General features: G+C 61.6%; 14 protein-coding genes. 6 read left to right on the plus strand and 8 right to left on the minus strand.

What is annotated here, in order from left to right:
• Positions 1-103 precede the first annotated feature (103 nt).
• From CFI11_RS01305 to CFI11_RS01320, 4 genes are all read left to right on the plus strand, one after another.
• Positions 104-3,211, plus strand: coding sequence for an ABC transporter transmembrane domain-containing protein (locus tag CFI11_RS01305; protein WP_130402303.1), 3,108 nt, complete (start codon positions 104-106; stop codon positions 3,209-3,211).
• A 3-nt stretch (positions 3,212-3,214) separates the two neighbouring features.
• On the plus strand, positions 3,215-4,105 hold the full coding sequence (locus tag CFI11_RS01310; protein ID WP_130402305.1) for a CPBP family intramembrane glutamic endopeptidase: 891 nt from the start codon (positions 3,215-3,217) through the stop codon (positions 4,103-4,105).
• Between the two features lie 63 nt (positions 4,106-4,168).
• A complete protein-coding gene (accD, locus tag CFI11_RS01315; RefSeq protein ID WP_130402307.1) occupies positions 4,169-5,119 on the plus strand; it encodes an acetyl-CoA carboxylase, carboxyltransferase subunit beta in 951 nt (316 codons plus the stop codon).
• On the plus strand, positions 5,116-6,393 hold the full coding sequence (locus tag CFI11_RS01320; RefSeq protein WP_130402308.1) for a folylpolyglutamate synthase/dihydrofolate synthase family protein: 1,278 nt from the start codon (positions 5,116-5,118) through the stop codon (positions 6,391-6,393). Before accD ends, CFI11_RS01320 begins: the two co-directional genes overlap by 4 nt.
• On the opposite strand, the gene zapE is transcribed toward CFI11_RS01320, so the two are convergent.
• Positions 6,390-7,448, minus strand: a complete 1,059-nt coding sequence (gene zapE, locus CFI11_RS01325; protein WP_130402310.1) for a cell division protein ZapE — start codon at positions 7,446-7,448, stop codon at positions 6,390-6,392. The two genes, CFI11_RS01320 and zapE, sit on opposite strands and share 4 nt — an antisense overlap.
• A gap of 146 nt (positions 7,449-7,594) precedes the next feature.
• On the opposite strand from zapE, the gene CFI11_RS01330 reads away from it, so the two are divergent.
• On the plus strand, positions 7,595-8,836 hold the full coding sequence (locus CFI11_RS01330) for an MFS transporter (RefSeq protein WP_130409893.1): 1,242 nt from the start codon (positions 7,595-7,597) through the stop codon (positions 8,834-8,836).
• Between the two features lie 19 nt (positions 8,837-8,855).
• Here the strand turns inward: CFI11_RS01330 and CFI11_RS01335 are convergent, their stop codons facing one another.
• From CFI11_RS01335 to mbfA, 6 genes are all read right to left on the minus strand, one after another.
• Positions 8,856-9,773 carry an ornithine cyclodeaminase family protein gene (locus tag CFI11_RS01335; RefSeq protein WP_130402312.1) on the minus strand — a complete coding sequence of 306 codons (918 nt, stop codon included), beginning with the start codon at positions 9,771-9,773 and terminating at the stop codon, positions 8,856-8,858.
• On the minus strand, positions 9,770-10,390 hold the full coding sequence (locus tag CFI11_RS01340; protein WP_130402314.1) for an HAD family phosphatase: 621 nt from the start codon (positions 10,388-10,390) through the stop codon (positions 9,770-9,772). The genes CFI11_RS01335 and CFI11_RS01340 overlap by 4 nt, the downstream gene beginning before the upstream one ends.
• Positions 10,391-10,849 (minus strand): YaiI/YqxD family protein, encoded by a 459-nt coding sequence (locus CFI11_RS01345; RefSeq protein WP_130402316.1) that lies wholly within the window; start codon positions 10,847-10,849, stop codon positions 10,391-10,393.
• Positions 10,846-11,676, minus strand: a complete 831-nt coding sequence (fghA, locus tag CFI11_RS01350) for an S-formylglutathione hydrolase (protein ID WP_130402318.1) — start codon at positions 11,674-11,676, stop codon at positions 10,846-10,848. The genes CFI11_RS01345 and fghA overlap by 4 nt, the downstream gene beginning before the upstream one ends.
• A gap of 62 nt (positions 11,677-11,738) precedes the next feature.
• Entirely contained in the window at positions 11,739-12,668 is a 930-nt protein-coding gene (locus tag CFI11_RS01355; RefSeq protein WP_130402320.1) for an AEC family transporter, read from the minus strand.
• Positions 12,669-12,709: 41 nt separating this feature from the next.
• On the minus strand, positions 12,710-13,684 hold the full coding sequence (gene mbfA, locus CFI11_RS01360; protein WP_130402322.1) for an iron exporter MbfA: 975 nt from the start codon (positions 13,682-13,684) through the stop codon (positions 12,710-12,712).
• A gap of 135 nt (positions 13,685-13,819) precedes the next feature.
• Here mbfA and CFI11_RS01365 point away from each other — a divergent pair, with 135 nt between their 5' ends.
• The gene (locus tag CFI11_RS01365) at positions 13,820-14,437 is read left to right on the plus strand and encodes a TetR/AcrR family transcriptional regulator (RefSeq protein WP_130402324.1); all 618 of its coding nucleotides are present in this window, start codon (positions 13,820-13,822) and stop codon (positions 14,435-14,437) included.
• Here CFI11_RS01365 and CFI11_RS01370 read toward each other — a convergent pair.
• Positions 14,434-15,144 (minus strand): NYN domain-containing protein, encoded by a 711-nt coding sequence (locus CFI11_RS01370; RefSeq protein WP_130402326.1) that lies wholly within the window; start codon positions 15,142-15,144, stop codon positions 14,434-14,436. The genes CFI11_RS01365 and CFI11_RS01370 overlap by 4 nt on opposite strands.
• Positions 15,145-15,160: the final 16 nt, after the last annotated feature.

A 15,160-nucleotide genomic window follows, 5' to 3' on the forward strand; every position in this document is an offset into this window, starting at 1 on the left:
TGTGCGCCAGCGCGTCTTGTAATAGATCAATGTGATGCTTAGGCTCTAGCACCTCTTCGACCTATCGGTTTTCAAAGGCCTTTTTCGGCCTTGGTTGGTTTTCATGGAACGATCCCTGTTCGCATTCATTTGGAAGTACTCGAAAAAGCAGCAGCTTGGTTTGCTGGCCTTCACGCTTTTGTCCTTTCCCTTCCTCTATGCCACGCTCGAATTGCCCAAGCGCATCATCAACGATGCGATTCAGGCCGAGGCGACGATTGTCAATGTCCTGGGCTATGAGCTGACACAGGTTCAATTCCTGCTCTTTCTCTGTTTTCTGTTTTTGGCTGCCGTTCTTGTCAGTGGTTTGATGAAGATGCGCCTGAACACCATGAAGGGTGTTCTGGCCGAACGCATGCTGCGCCGCTTTCGCTATCAACTCATCAGCCGCTTGATGCGGTTTCCCCGCGTCTATTTCCGCACGACCAGCCAGGGGGAACTCGTGTCGATGGTGACCTCCGAGGCCGAGCCGATGGGCGGCCTGATGGGGGATGCGGTGGCCCAGCCGGTCTTTCAGGCGGGCCAGATGCTGACGATTGTGACCTTTCTGTTCATGCAAAGCGTGTGGTTCGGCCTTGCCTCTATCGCGCTGATCCCGCTGCAGGCCTGGTTGATCCCGATGCTGCAGCGCCAGATCAACCAACTGAACAAAAAGCGCATCGTCCAGGTCCGTCACCTGGCCTCGGAAATCGGTGAGAGCGCGGCCGGGATCGGCGATCTGCGCGCGAATGGCGGCTGGCGGTTCCGCCTGGCGGAGTTCACCGACCGTCTTGGCCGGCTTTTCGATATCCGGTTCCAGATCTACCAGAAAAAGTTCTTTATGAAGTTTCTCAACAACTTCATTACCCAGCTCACGCCGTTTTTCTTCTATTCCGTGGGCGGATATCTGGCGATCAAGGGGGAGATCACGGTCGGCGCCCTGGTGGCGGCGCTTGCCGCTTACAAGGACCTCTCCAGCCCCTGGAAAGAGCTTTTGACCTATTATAACCAGGTGCAGGATATGTCGCTGCGCTGGCAGATCGTCACTGAACGGTTCGACCCCAAGGGCATGATCGACGAAAAACTTCTGGAGGGTGAACCGAGTGAAATCCCGCATCTGAATGGCACGATCGAGATCAAGGATGTGACTGTCAGGGATCAGGATGGCAACACCGTTCTGGAAGACATCAACCTTGAAATCCCGCCAGGCGCGCGCGTCGCGATCCAGGCAACCAACGCTGTTGAGCGTGCCGCCTTTGCTGATCTTCTGATCCGGGAGGTCATGCCGGCGCGCGGATCCGTGACCCTTGCAGGATATCCGATCAATGAGCTTCACCAAGCCGTGCTCGCCGCGCGCGTCGGCTATGCCCATTCCCGTCCCTACCTGTTCGACGGCACGCTGGGCGACAACCTTTTGATGCCGCTCAAGATCAAACCACAGATAAACGCCTGGGACCCGAAGGGCCGTAACAAGCGGATGAAGGAAGCCCAGAGATCGGGCAACAGTCTTGATGAGTTGGGCGGGGAATGGGTTGATCCGGAACTCGCGGGCCTGATCAGCGGAGAGGATATTCGCGACTGGTGGTTCAAACTGGTCGAAGCAATGGGCATTGATGAGATGATGTTCCAGCGAACGCTCCGCTCGCGATTTGAACCTCAGCTCCATCCGCTTCTGGCCCGCCGGATCGTGGAGTTGCGTCCGACGATCCTCGCGCGGCTTCAGGAGGCGGGTCTTGACGATGTCGTCCTTCGCTTCGATCCCGACACATTCAACCCGGCCATACCCCTCGGCGGCAACCTGCTTTTCGCGTCACCGGCACGGGACATCACCCAGGACAGCCTTGCATCGGAACGCAAGTTCATCTCGATGCTGTATGAAAACGAACTTGCGGACGAGGCGATGGCCATCGGTCAGGCGGTCATGGAAACCCTGCGCCAGACCTTTGGCCGGGATGGCACGGATCACCCGCTCTTCCGGCGTCTGGGCATCGAGGAAGATGTCTATATCCGTCTGTCCTATATTGCGCAAAAACGAAAGCGTGACGGCGCAGATGGGTTGACCGAAGAGGAAAGCGCCCTTCTTCTCACCGTCCCGTTCCTGCTGACGGCGGAACAGATCGGGCCAAGCTTTCCGGAGAAATACAAGAACAAGATCCTGGCCCTGCGCCGAACACGCGCCTATGCGCTGCGCCAGACCGCGGGCGACATGTTCGGCGCGCTCGGAGAGGATGTCTATGTTCCACGCCTGACGGCCCTCGAAAACGCACTTTACGGGAAAATCTCGATGATGGCGGGCGCGAAGGCCGGCCAGATCGAAGATCTGGTGGCCAAGGTTTTCGAGGAGTACGGTCTGCGTCGCCAGCTTGCCTCGATCATCTACGATTTGCCCACCGGGCTGGGCGGGGGCAAGCTGCCAACGGTCTTGCAGGAGCGGGCGGCCTTCAGCCGTGCGGGCATCAAACGGCCCGATATCCTGATCCTCGATAAAGCGCTCGCAAGCCATGACGCGGAAAGCCGCCGGATCACGCGGGAGAAGCTGAGAACGCTGTTGCCGCGGACCACCATGGTTTTCATGGAGGACAAATTCGAAAACCCCACGGCCTATGACCTTTTTGTCGAGATCAAGGACGGTCGTATTGATGGCGTTGCCAAGTCTGACCGAGAGGAGCTTGACGAAGTTGGCGCCGTCGATCTTCAGCGCAAGCAGCGCCTGATCGCGGGCACAGAACTCTTCGGTCGGCTTGATACGCGCAACCAGCGGCTTTTGGCGTTCAGCGCGCAATGGTACAACGCGCGAGCCGGTCAGGTCATTTTTGCCGAGGGCGAGCCGCCCGATGCAGCCTATCTGTGCCTCGAAGGACTGGCCGAACTGCGCTGGCCCGAATACGAAGAGGGTGACCGCCCGATCGCGACCATCGGGCCCGGGCGGCTGATCGGGGATCTGTCCATCATCCTGAACGAGCCGCGTCAGCTTGATCTGGTCGCAGTGCACGATACCACGCTTCTGCGCATCGATGCCGAGGATTTCCGCGCTGTGGTGGAAAGTGACAGCGCCGTGCTTCTGAGCCTTCTGCAAACCGTCGCCAGCCACCTGGCCGGGGCAGCCGAACTCTTGCGCACAGCCGAGATCGACATACCTGAGGTGTCAGGCCCGCATCCCGAACGGACGGCGCTGGAAAATCTTGCCGAGTAAAGAATGGTTCCTGCCCACCGCTACGCCGCCCATGATATCCTTGTCGATCCGGCCCGACAGCGCCCCGAAATCTGGCGCATCCTCGCCGGGATCGCTCTGATCGTTACGCTGGTCATCGCGTTCAATCTGCTGCTGAACGCCGCCCTCTTTCAGTTTGTGCCCGACGCCTGGGGACCCGAAACATCGATGGGCAGCACGCCCTTCACGCTCATGGTGCTTTTGGGCAGCTTCATCTTTATCTCACTTGCAGTTGCCGTGACCGCCCGCCAGCTTCACGCGCGCAGTTTGTCGAGCGTGCTGGGTCCGATCAGCTGGGCGATCCGTGACTTCTTCCGTGTTCTCGCCGGTCTGGTGGTCCTTGGTGTTGCGCTCTGGATCCTGCCGCCCTGGGGATTTGGGATCGAACTTTCGCCAAATCTCCCTCCGGCCACCTGGCTGGTGCTTCTGCCGCTTTCGATATTCGTCCTTCTGATCCAGACCAGCGCCGAAGAGATCCTGTTTCGCGGCTATCTCCAGCAGCAATTGGCGGCCCGGTTTGCTCATCCGGTGATCTGGATGGGCGTGCCCTCGGCTCTTTTCGCATTCGGGCATTATCTCCCCGCCGAAGCCGGCCCCAACGCGTGGGTCATCGCGGTCTGGTCAGGTCTTTTCGGGCTTCTGATGGCCGATCTGACCGCACGAGCCGGATCTCTGGGCCCGGCCATCGCCGTTCACTTCGCCAACAATTTCTCGGCCCTTCTGATCGTCTCCCTTCCTGACAGCCTCAATGGCCTGGCGCTTTATACCGTGCCCTTCACCGCGTCCGACCCGGACGCCATCCGCACCTGGATGCCGGTCGATTTCGCCACCATGATCGTCAGCTGGCTTGTTGCCCGCCTTGCCATTCGGCGCTGATTGCATTTCCATCGCTGCGGGCTTATTTCAGCCCGCAACCTCAGGCCATCAAGGGCAGCGCGCATGAACTGGATCACCAATTACGTCCGGCCGCGGATCAACTCGATCTTCTCCCGTCGCGAGACGCCCGAGAACCTTTGGCAGAAATGCGATGCCTGCGGCACGATGCTCTTTCACCGTGAATTGAGTGATAACCTGAACGTCTGCACCAATTGCGGCCATCACATGCACATCACGCCGCGCGACCGCTTTTCGGCACTCTTCGACGGTGGCGTGTTCTCCGAGATCGAGGTGCCCGAACCCAAGGCTGATCCCCTGGGGTTCCGGGATCAGAAGAGATATCCCGACCGGATGAAGGCCTCCCAGAAAGAGACCGGCGAGAAAGAGGCGATGCTCGTCGCTATGGGCGAGATGGGGCGCACGCCCATCGTGGCCGCAGCCCAGGATTTTTCCTTCATGGGCGGGTCGATGGGCATGTATGTGGGCAATGCGATCATCGCTGCCGCCGAAGAGGCGGTAAAACTGCACCGCCCGCTGATCCTCTTTTCCGCCGCCGGCGGTGCCCGCATGCAGGAGGGGATCCTCAGCCTCATGCAGATGCCCCGCACCACCGTGGCCGTGCAGATGCTCAAGGAGGCGGGGCTGCCCTACATCGTCGTGCTCACCCATCCGACGACCGGAGGGGTGACGGCCTCCTATGCCATGCTGGGCGATGTCCATATCGCCGAACCCAACGCGCTGATCTGTTTTGCCGGCCCTCGTGTGATCGAACAAACGATCCGTGAAAAACTGCCCGAAGGGTTCCAGCGCGCCGAATATCTGCTCGATCACGGCATGCTCGACCGCGTGACCAAACGCACCGAGATGCGCGATGAGTTGATCACGATCACCCGCATGCTTCTCGCCATGCCCCCCGCGGTCAAAGGCGATCTGCCCGCCCCCGCCCCCGCACCCGATGCGACGACGCCCGCCAGGGCGGAGGAGCGGCCCCCCGAAAACCCGGTCGAAAAATGACCGCACGCACATCGGATGCCATCCTCGACCGGATGATGGCGCTCCACCCCAAGATCATCGACCTCACGCTCGACCGGATGTGGCGCATCCTCGCCGCCCTCGATCACCCCGAACGCGATCTGCCGCCCGTCATCCATATCGCCGGCACCAACGGCAAAGGCTCCACCCTCGCCATGATCCGTGCCGGCCTCGAAGGGGCCGGCAAGTCCGTTCATGCCTACACTTCTCCGCATCTGGCGCGCTTTCACGAACGCATCCGTCTTTCCGGTACCCTCATCTCCGAAGCGGCCCTCACCGACATTCTAGACGAATGCTACGCCGCCAACGACGGCGGCAACATAACCTATTTCGAGATCACCACAGCCGCGGCCCTCCTCGCTTTCTCCCGCAAGCCCGCTGATTATACCCTGCTGGAAGTCGGCCTCGGTGGGCGCCTCGATGCCACCAACGTCATCGACGCCCCGGCAGTGACCGTCATCACCCCTATCTCCATGGATCACGAGCAATTTCTCGGCGACACCCTGTCCAAGATCGCCTTCGAAAAGGCCGGCATCCTGAAACGGGGCGTGCCCTGCGTGGTGACCCGCCAGCACCCGGATGCTTTGGAGGTGATCGAACGTCAGGCCGCCCGTGTGGGCGCACCGCTTCTGGTGCAGGGGGAGCATTGGCACGTCACTCAAGAACGCGGACGCCTCGTCTATCAGGATGAAACCGGCCTGCGGGACCTCCCGCTTCCCGTTCTGCCCGGTGCGCATCAGATCGACAATGCCGGCGCCGCCCTCGCCGCGCTCCGCATCCTGCAACCGGGCGAAGGCGCGACCGAAGCCGCCGTCACCCGGGCCGAATGGCCCGCCCGGATGCAGCGGATGAAGTCCGGCGCCTTCCCCGCGCTGGTGCCCCAGGCCGAGCTTTGGCTCGACGGCGGCCACAACCCCGCCGCCGGGGAGGCTTTGGCCCAGGTACTCTCCACCCTGCCGCCGCGTCCCACGCATCTGATTTGCGGCATGCTCAACACCAAGGATATCTCCGGCTATCTCCGACCGCTCGCCGGCAAGGCCGATGCGCTCATCGCGGTATCCATCCCCGGCGAAGCCGCGACCCTGCCAGCCGAAGACACGGCCGCTCAGGCTGCCGCTCTGGGGCTGCCCTCCGGCACCGCAGCCAGCGTCAAGGATGCGCTTTTGTCCATCGCGTCCAGCGAACCCAATGCCCGCATTCTGATCTGCGGCTCTCTCTACCTTGCCGGTGCGGTGCTTCGGGACAACGACGCCTAGACGCCCCAATCCTTCGCCTGCATCTCCCTCAGCCGTGAGGCGGTGCGCTCGAATTCGAACGTCCCTTCGCCCTCGACATACAGCATCTCCGGCTCCGCCGCCGCCGAACAGATCAGCCTTACCCCCGCCTCGTAGAGCGCGTCTATCAGGGTCACGAACCTTTTGGCCTCGTTGAAATTCGACCGCGACAGCCTTGGAATATCCTCCAGCACCAAAACTTTCACCGCCTCCGCCAGCGCCAGATAATCCGCAGGTCCCAGCGCCTTGCCGCACAGATCGAAAAACCGCGCCCTGGCTACTCCGTTGCGAAACGCCGGCACGACGACCTCCCGCCCCTTCACTTTCAGGGTCAGCGCGCCCGCCGGCCCTCCTGTCAGGTCCTGCCAAACGGCCTCAATCGCTGCGCGGGCCTCGGCATTGTTCGGGGTGAAATAGACCTGTGCGCCTTCCAGCCGGTTCTGCCGGTAATCAGTCGGGCTCGCCAGTTCCCAGATCACCATCCGGTCCTTGATCAGATCGATGAAGGGCAGGAACAGCTGCCGGTTCAGCCCGTCCTTATAAAGGTCATCCGGCACCCGGTTCGACGTGGTCACCACCACGACCCCTGCCGCGAACAGCGCCTCAAACAGCCGCCCCACGATCATCGCATCGGTGATGTCCGTGATCTGCATCTCGTCGAAGGCCAGCACGCGCACCTGATCCGCGACCTCTGCTGCGACCGGGACAATTGCATCGTCCACGCCCGTCTTGCGCACCTCATGCATGCGGTTGTGGATCTCCTGCATGAAGGCGTGAAAGTGCACGCGCCTTTTGGGCAGATCCCCCAACGCCTCGACGAACAGGTCCATCAGCATCGACTTGCCGCGACCCACGCCGCCCCAGAGATAGAGACCCTTGGGCGGCTCCGGCGACTTGCGGAACAGCCCGCGTTTGACCGGTGTCGCAAGGGCCAAGCGGATGCGCTCGAACTCCGGCAGAACCGCCTCCTGCGCAGCATCGGCGTGCAGGGACCCGTCCTCAATACGCCGGGCATATGTGTCGCTTAACGTGCTCATTCGATCCGCATTAGCCTGCCCATCCGGCCTTGAAAAGCGCGGCCCGCGTCCGACGCATCAGTTTTCCTGATGTGAGACCGCAAAACTCCTGAATTGACCGAACGATCCCCATGCGTACCGTGACCGCACGCTACGGAAATCCGCACATGACCCAATCCGCCCGCCTGTTCACGCCACTTCTGATCGTCTCCTGCCTGATCATCACAGTCAGCTTTGCGATCCGGGCCTCCTTTGGCGTGTTCCAGATCCCCATTGCCGAAGAGTTCGGCTGGCTGCGGACCGAATTTTCGCTCGCCATCGCCATCCAGAACCTCGCCTGGGGCGTCGGGCAGCCGATCTTTGCCGCGATTGCCGAGAAGATCGGGGACCGCAAGGCCATCGTTCTGGGTGCCCTGACCTATGCTGCCGGTATGGTGCTGACCGCGATGTCCACCACGCCCATCGAACACCAGCTTTACGCCTGGCTTGTGGGTTTTGGCGTCGCCGGGACCGGCTTTGGCGTCGTCCTGGCGGTCGTGGGCCGGGCCTCCAGCGACGACAACCGCTCGATGGCTCTTGCCATCGTCACCGCAGCGGGCAGTTTCGGGCAGGTCCTGGGCGCGCCGGTTGCGGAATGGATGCTGACTTTCCTGACCTGGCAAACGACCTTCGTCATTTTCGCCGCCGCGGTTCTGGCGTTGATCCTGACGCTGCCCGCCATGAAGGCCCCGCCCATGGCCAGCAAGGCAGACCTGGAGGACAGCCTCGGCAGCATCCTTGGCAAGGCCTTCCGTGACCCGAGCTATACGCTCATCTTTCTGGGCTTTTTCAGCTGTGGCTATCAACTGGCCTTCATCACGGCCCATTTCCCCGCCTTCGTGACCGAGATGTGCGGCCCCATCGCGCCCGGCGGTATTCTCGACACAATCGGGATCAGCACGACCTCCGCCCTCGGCGCGGTCTCTATCGCTATCATTGGCGCTGCAAACATCTTCGGCACTCTGGCAGCGGGTTGGGCGGGCAAGTATTACTCCAAGAAGTACCTGCTCGCAGGGATCTACACCGCGCGAACCATCGTCGCGGCCCTCTTCATCCTGTTCCCGATCACGCCCGGCACGGTCATCCTGTTCTCGGTCGCGATGGGTACGCTGTGGCTTGCCACGATCCCGCTCACCTCCGGCCTGATCGCCCATATCTACGGGCTGCGCTATATGGGCACGCTTTACGGCATCGTGTTCTTCAGCCACCAGCTTGGGTCCTTCCTCGGTGTGTGGCTGGGCGGACGGCTCTACGATCTGCATGGCGATTACACTGTCGTCTGGTGGGTCGGCGTCGCCATCGGCGCCTTCAGTGCCATCGTTCACCTGCCCATTCGCGAACGTCCTTTGGGGCAGCCCTCAGCCGCCTAGCCTGCCCCGCGCGCCCAGATCACCGCGCCATCTGCCATTTCTCCAGAATGTGGCGGCTGGTCATCAGGTCCAGATGCGCCCCTCCGCCATTCTTGAAAAGCGTGATCTCGTCCGGGCCGCCGGGGGTGAAGGCGCTGAGATCGTAGTAATCCGCCAGCAGATCCTCCCGCCGAATGGCCCCGGTTTTCAGTGGGATCGCAATCTCCCCGATATGCTCCACCGTTGTGTCGAAGCTGTCCACATAGATCCTGGACCGGTTGAGCGCTCGGTCGTCCACCTCTCTCATGTCCGGGCGATAGGCGCCGATCAGGTTGACGTGCTGGCCCGCGCGCAGCCACTCGCCCCGGATCACCGGCGCGCTCGACATGGTGGCGCTGACGATGATGTCGGCGGCCTCGACTGCCTTGGACAGATCGCTTTCGACCTCTGCGTCCCCCGCTGCTTCTGCAAGGATGCGGGCCTTTTCTTCCGTGCGGTTCCAGATGGCGATATCCGCCTCGGGAAAGCCCGCGCGAAACGCCTCGATCAGCGACGCGCCTACCGTGCCTGCGCCGACGATCAGCACGCGCCCGGCATCCGAAGGGGCGAGCCGTTTTGCTGCAAGCAGGCTGTCCCCGGCTGTTTTCCACTTGGTGACCAGGTGAAAGTCCAGCAGCGCCTCCAGCGTGCCGTCCCTGTCCGAATAAAGGCACACCGCCCCGTTGATCATCGGCGCGCCGCGCCCCGGATTTTCGGGAAAGATCGTCGCCGTCTTCACAGCCATGCCCAGCCCGTCGATCCACGCCGCGCGCGAGAGCAGCGTGTCGGGATCCCGGTAAAGAAACGTATCGCCGATCTCGGCCTTCGGTCGCTGGTGCCCCTCGGCCAGCGCATCGCAGAGCCCGTGCCAATCCAGCACCGCCTCGCCTTCGGCGAACGAGATAAACGGGATGCTCATGCTGCCTCCGCCTCGGTCAGCAGACCCTGTGCCACCAGCCGATCCGCCCAGCCCTGCGGCCCTTTGAAAAGATGCGTTTGCCAACCGCGGGAGGCGGCCATGGCAATGTTCTCCGCCCTGTCGTCGGTGAAAATGAGCCGCTCCGGTGCGATGCCGCAATCCTCCTCCAGGATCTCATAGATGCGCGGGTCCGGTTTGATCACCTCAAGGTGACCGGAGATGTAACGGCGGTCGAATTCATCCAGCACCGGATACTGCGTCACCGCGTAGTCAAACGTGCCGATCCCGAAATTCGACAGCGCGAAGACCGGCACATTTTTGGCCCTCAGCTTGCGCAACAGGCGGATCGAATGCGGAATGTCCGGTTTGGCCAGTTCGATCCAGTTGTCGTGCCACAACCGGATCTCACTGCTCCAGTCCGGCGCCTCTTCGGCCTTGGCATAGACCGTTTCACGAAAGGGCGCGCCCAGGTCGACCGCTTCGTTCATACCCTCCAGGTCCACCTCGCGGAACAGCTGCTGGCGCCGCTCCTTGCCGAGTATCCGGTCATAGTAGCGCTCGGGGTTCCACTCGATCAGCACATTGCCGATGTCGAAAACCACAGCTTCGATCTGCATTTACGTCCCTGCCTGTTTTGCTGCCCTGATCTCGCGCTCCAACGCGTCGAGGAAACGGGAGCGGTCTGCTTTTGTAAAGGCTTTGCCTCCGCCGCCCGTGCCCAGCGGATTGGCCGCCCGCACATCTGCCATCAGATCGCGCATCGCAAGCTGCGCGCCGATATTGGCCTTGCTGAAGGCCTCTCCGTTATGGCGTAGAACCCTGGCGCCTGCCTCAATGCATTTCGCCGCCAGCGGGATATCCCCGGTCACCACCACGTCACCCGGCCCGCAGCGCTCGGCGATCCACATATCCGCCAGATCCGCGCCCTGATCCACGACCACAGTCTCGACCAGCGGATTGGCCGACGGGCGGATCCCGCCGTTGGAGACCACGTACATCTTCAGCCCATGCCGCGTGGCCACCTTTTCGGCCTCCGCCTTGACCGGGCAGGCATCGGCATCGACGTAAAGGCTCATGCGTAAAGCGCGTCGACGTGGAAGGCCACGTGCTCTTCCATGAAGCTGGACACGAAGAAATACGAATGATCATAGCCCGGCTGCATCCGCATCACCGCCTGCTGCCGCTTCTTCGCGATGGCCGCCGCCAGAGCTTCGGGACGCAAGAGGTCGATGAACTGATCCGACGTTCCGGTGTCGATCAGGATCGGTCCGTCAAAGCCCGTCTCTTGCATCATCAGGGTGCTGTCATGGCGGATCCACTTTGCCTCATCCGCGCCCAGATACGCGCTCAGTTGCTTGCGGCCCCAGTCGCTGGCCGTCGGATTGGCAATCGGCGCAAAGGCCGACACCGAACGGAAGCGCTCCGGATGCGCCATCGCTAGCGTCAGCGCGCCGTGCCCGCCCATCGAATGCCCGGTGATCGCCTGCCGATCCAGATCGACCGCGAATTCCGCGCCCAGAAGGTCGGTCAGATCCTTCGAGACATAGTCCCACATCCGAAAATGCGGTGCCCACGGCGTTTCGGTCGCATTCACATAAAACCCCGCGCCCTGACCCAGATCGTAAGCCTCGTCATCGGACACGCCCTCTCCGCGCGGCGAGGTGTCGGGAAAGACGAGCGCAATCCCATGCTCCGCCGCCCAGCCCTGGGCGCCTGCCTTGGTCATCGCATTCTCATGCGTGCAGGTCAGCCCCGACAGATACCACAGGAGCGGAACCGGCGCCGTCTGGGCCTCCTCCGGCAGGAAAAGGCCAAAGGTCATCTCGCAGGCGCAACTGTCCGAGGCATGGCTGTAAACGCCCTGCACGCCGCCAAAGGCCCTGTTTTCCGAAACCGTCTTCATCCATCTCTCCCTTGCCGCTTTGCCTTTGGCTATCGTCTGGCTTTGCTGGCGTCCAGCGAAGATCAGGCGACGCTGACCCAGGCGATCACCGCCGATACGGTAAAGATCGAAATCGCCGTTGAGATCAGGATCGTCGCCGATACCCGATGGGGCGCCACCTCGTAATGCTGGGCAAGGATGTAGACGTTGCCCGCGACCGGCAAGGCGGCAGCCGCGATCACGACAGCCGATGAAAAGGGATCAATCGGGAACAGCACCAGCACCCCGAAGGCCACAAAAAGCGGATGTAGCACCAGTTTGCATATGCTCAGCCACCCCGCCACGTAAGGCCGCTCCGCCGATTTCGACGCGAGGGAGGCGCCGATGGCAAAAAGCGCGCCAGGCGTGGCTGCCGCGCCGAGAATGGTCAGAAACTCGTTCATGGGGTCCGGGATCGGGATCGACAGCGCGGACCAGATCAGGCCCAGTGTAATGGCCACGATCATCGGGTTTCGGATCAGGCCAGACCCCACTGTTTTGAGGATGCTCAGGCTCATCCGCCCGTCACGGGACCCGGTGATGAGCATAACGATCAGACTGGAAAAGACGATCAGGTCCACCGCCAGAACCAGCATCACCGGTCCGATGGCGGCTTCGCCAAAGATCAGCACCAGCATCGGCACGCCTAGAAAACCCACATTTCCGATGACCGCGCATTGCGCCTCGAACGCCGCGGTGGGCACGTCGAGCCTGCGCACGAACGCAACCGCCGTTGCGATGCCATAGACAAAGGCCGTGCCCCAGAGATAGCCGGCAATCAACCGACCGTCGAACACCTCCGCCATGGACAGATTGGCGGCAAAGCGGAAGAGCATGGCCGACAGGGCGAAATAGAAGACGAACTTGGTCAGATAGGCGGTCGCCTCTTCCGAGAAAAAACGCGTGCGTCCGGCCCAGTAACCCAGCCCGATAATGGCGAAGAACGGAACCGTGCGCAGAAAAACCTCAACCATATCGGCTGGATATCCCGCGCCTTACGCTCCGGCAAGAGGCGCTAGCCGCTGCCGATCAGGATCCCCGCCGCCAAAACGAGCGCGCCGCCCAGAACCACCTGGAACGCCGCCCGGAAGAACGGTGTTTTCATGTATCTGTTCTGGATCCACGCAATCGCCCAAAGCTCGAAGAAGACAATCACGATCGCAAGTACCGTGGCTGTCCAGAAGTCCGCGATCAGGTAAGGCAGCGCATGGCCCAGCCCGCCAAGTGTCGTCATCACGCCAGACGCGAGGCCGCGCTTGATCGGTGAACCGCGGCCCGAAAGATCCCCGTCATCTGATGCCGCCTCGGTAAAGCCCATCGAGATGCCCGCGCCCACCGATGCGGCCACACCGACCAGGAATGTGGTCCAGCTGTCCTGTGTCGCGAACGCGGTTGCGAAAATCGGGGCGAGCGTCGAGACAGAGCCGTCCATGAGGCCGGCCAGGCCGGGCTGAACCCACGTGAGGATGAATTGACGTCTTGCCTTCGTGTCCTCCTCTCCACGCGTGTCGTCGGTCAGATGGGCCTCGGCGAGGTTATGGGCAAGCGCCTGGTGATCCGCTTCGACGGCAGCAAGGTCGCCCAGCAACTTGCGCGTCGCGGCGTCTTCGGTGCGCTGGGCTGCGCGAAAATAGAACGCCGACGCATGCTGCTCCATCATCTCCGCCTGCGCCCGAATGTGATCGAGGCTTAGGTTTTCGGCCAGCCAGACCGGCTCTCTTGCGTGATATCCGGCCACATGTTCCCGGCGGATCAGCGGGATGGTCGGGCCAAAGCGCTTCTTGTGCAGCGCGATCAGGCGGGACCGGTGAGCATCCTCTTCCTCGGCCATCTTGTGGAAAATCGTGGCAGAGGCCGGATAATCCGTGCGCAATGTTTCCGCATATCCGCGATAAATCCGGGCATCGTCTTCCTCGGACGAGATGGCCAGCGCGATGATCTCCTGTTCGGATAGGTCGCTGAAGCGTCTGCGATAGGGAAGAAAACGCATGGAACTTGCCTTAGGTTAGAGTCGTTCTAAACATAACACTACGCGACGGAACCGCGAACGCGGTTCTTCCCATTGTTGTCGATGCTAAACTAATTGGTTTATAATTATGAATGTGGGTGTGTGAAGGGAGACCATATGGGCGAAGCCGCTGAGATTGTGCGCACGGGCCGAAAGTTCGATCAGGTCCTGGAAGGCGCACGGCAGGTGTTCATGACAGACGGCTTCGAAGGGGCGAGCGTTGATGACATTGCACGCGCCGCCGGCGTCTCCAAAGCAACGCTCTACAGCTACTTTCCTGACAAGCGGCTTTTGTTCATGGAGGTGGCGCGTCTCGAATGCGCGCGGCAGGCTGACGAATCCGTCGAGATGCTGGAGGCAAAGGAGCCCCCGGCTGAGGTGCTGCGCTATGCGGCGGAGCGGATGCTCTCGTTCATTCTGTCGGATCTGGGCCAGCGTGTCTTTCGTATCTGCGTGGCCGAGGCCGACCGCTTTCCCGATCTGGGCCGCCAGTTCTACGAAAGTGGGCCCATGGTCGTGCGCGAACGGATGAAGACGTATTTCAAATGCGCGGTAAACCGGGGAGAGTTGCGGATAGAGGATTTCGACCTCGCCGCCGATCAATTCGCCGAATTGTGCAAGGCTGACCTATTTCCCCGCCTTGTCTTCAACATCGACACCGAATTCACTGAGACGGAGGTGGCCCGCGTCATCGACGGCGCGGTCACAACCTTCATGGCGCGCTACGGGACCTAGTCGGCGCGGCGCACTTCGAACCTGTTTCCCGACTTGCGCGTCTCAAACCGTTTGAGATCCTGCAGCAGATCGCTCAGCTTGCGCTTTCCATAGGTTCGGGTGTCGAAATCCGGGTTTTCGGCCTGGATGTACTGTCCCAACTGTCCCAGCGCATACCATTCGCCGTCCTGTGGGATCTTGTCCATCGCCCTGAGGATCAGCGGCACCGCGTCCTGCGGAGGGGTCTTGCGTGCGCTGGCCTTGCCCTTGGGGGCAGGTTCACTTTCCTCCACGATATTTTCGATCAGGATGAAGCGGTTGCAAACGTTGCGCAGTGCTTCCGGTGCCTTGGCCTCCCCGATCCCGATCACGTCCAGCCCCTGTTCACGCACCCTGTTGGCCAGCGCAGTGAAATCGCTGTCCGAACTCACCAGCACAAAGCCGTCGAACCGGCCTGTATGCAGGATATCCATCGCGTCGATGACTAGGCCGATATCGCTGGCATTCTTGCCTTTCGTATTGGCTGTCTCCTGATGCGCGACCAGCCCCAGATCGCGCACCACGCCGGACCACGTGTTCAGCCGCCCTGACGACCAGTCGCCATAGACCCGCCGCAACGCAGGCTCCCCGAAGGAAGTTATTTCCTTCAGGATCGCACCGGCAAACTTGGCCGGAATGTTGTCGGCGTCGATCAGAACCGCATAAAGCGGGCGGTCACGGTCGGGCATCTTCCGGCGTCCTTTC

This window comes from Thalassococcus sp. S3, assembly GCF_004216475.1.
GTDB lineage: Bacteria > Pseudomonadota > Alphaproteobacteria > Rhodobacterales > Rhodobacteraceae.

Bases quoted from the DNA above. Each gene is read 5' to 3' on its own strand.
- CFI11_RS01365 (WP_130402324.1), top strand. From the start codon at position 13,820: ATGGGCGAAGCCGCTGAGATTGTGCGCACGGGCCGAAAGTTCGATCAG.
- CFI11_RS01330 (WP_130409893.1), top strand. From the start codon at position 7,595: ATGACCCAATCCGCCCGCCTGTTCACGCCACTTCTGATCGTCTCCTGC.
- zapE (WP_130402310.1), bottom strand. From the start codon at position 7,448: ATGAGCACGTTAAGCGACACATATGCCCGGCGTATTGAGGACGGGTCC.
- CFI11_RS01320 (WP_130402308.1), top strand. From the start codon at position 5,116: ATGACCGCACGCACATCGGATGCCATCCTCGACCGGATGATGGCGCTC.
- CFI11_RS01340 (WP_130402314.1), bottom strand. From the start codon at position 10,390: ATGCAGATCGAAGCTGTGGTTTTCGACATCGGCAATGTGCTGATCGAG.
- CFI11_RS01310 (WP_130402305.1), top strand. From the start codon at position 3,215: ATGGTTCCTGCCCACCGCTACGCCGCCCATGATATCCTTGTCGATCCG.
- mbfA (WP_130402322.1), bottom strand. From the start codon at position 13,684: ATGCGTTTTCTTCCCTATCGCAGACGCTTCAGCGACCTATCCGAACAG.
- CFI11_RS01305 (WP_130402303.1), top strand. From the start codon at position 104: ATGGAACGATCCCTGTTCGCATTCATTTGGAAGTACTCGAAAAAGCAG.
- CFI11_RS01345 (WP_130402316.1), bottom strand. From the start codon at position 10,849: ATGAGCCTTTACGTCGATGCCGATGCCTGCCCGGTCAAGGCGGAGGCC.
- fghA (WP_130402318.1), bottom strand. From the start codon at position 11,676: ATGAAGACGGTTTCGGAAAACAGGGCCTTTGGCGGCGTGCAGGGCGTT.
- CFI11_RS01370 (WP_130402326.1), bottom strand. From the start codon at position 15,144: ATGCCCGACCGTGACCGCCCGCTTTATGCGGTTCTGATCGACGCCGAC.
- CFI11_RS01335 (WP_130402312.1), bottom strand. From the start codon at position 9,773: ATGAGCATCCCGTTTATCTCGTTCGCCGAAGGCGAGGCGGTGCTGGAT.
- CFI11_RS01355 (WP_130402320.1), bottom strand. From the start codon at position 12,668: ATGGTTGAGGTTTTTCTGCGCACGGTTCCGTTCTTCGCCATTATCGGG.
- accD (WP_130402307.1), top strand. From the start codon at position 4,169: ATGAACTGGATCACCAATTACGTCCGGCCGCGGATCAACTCGATCTTC.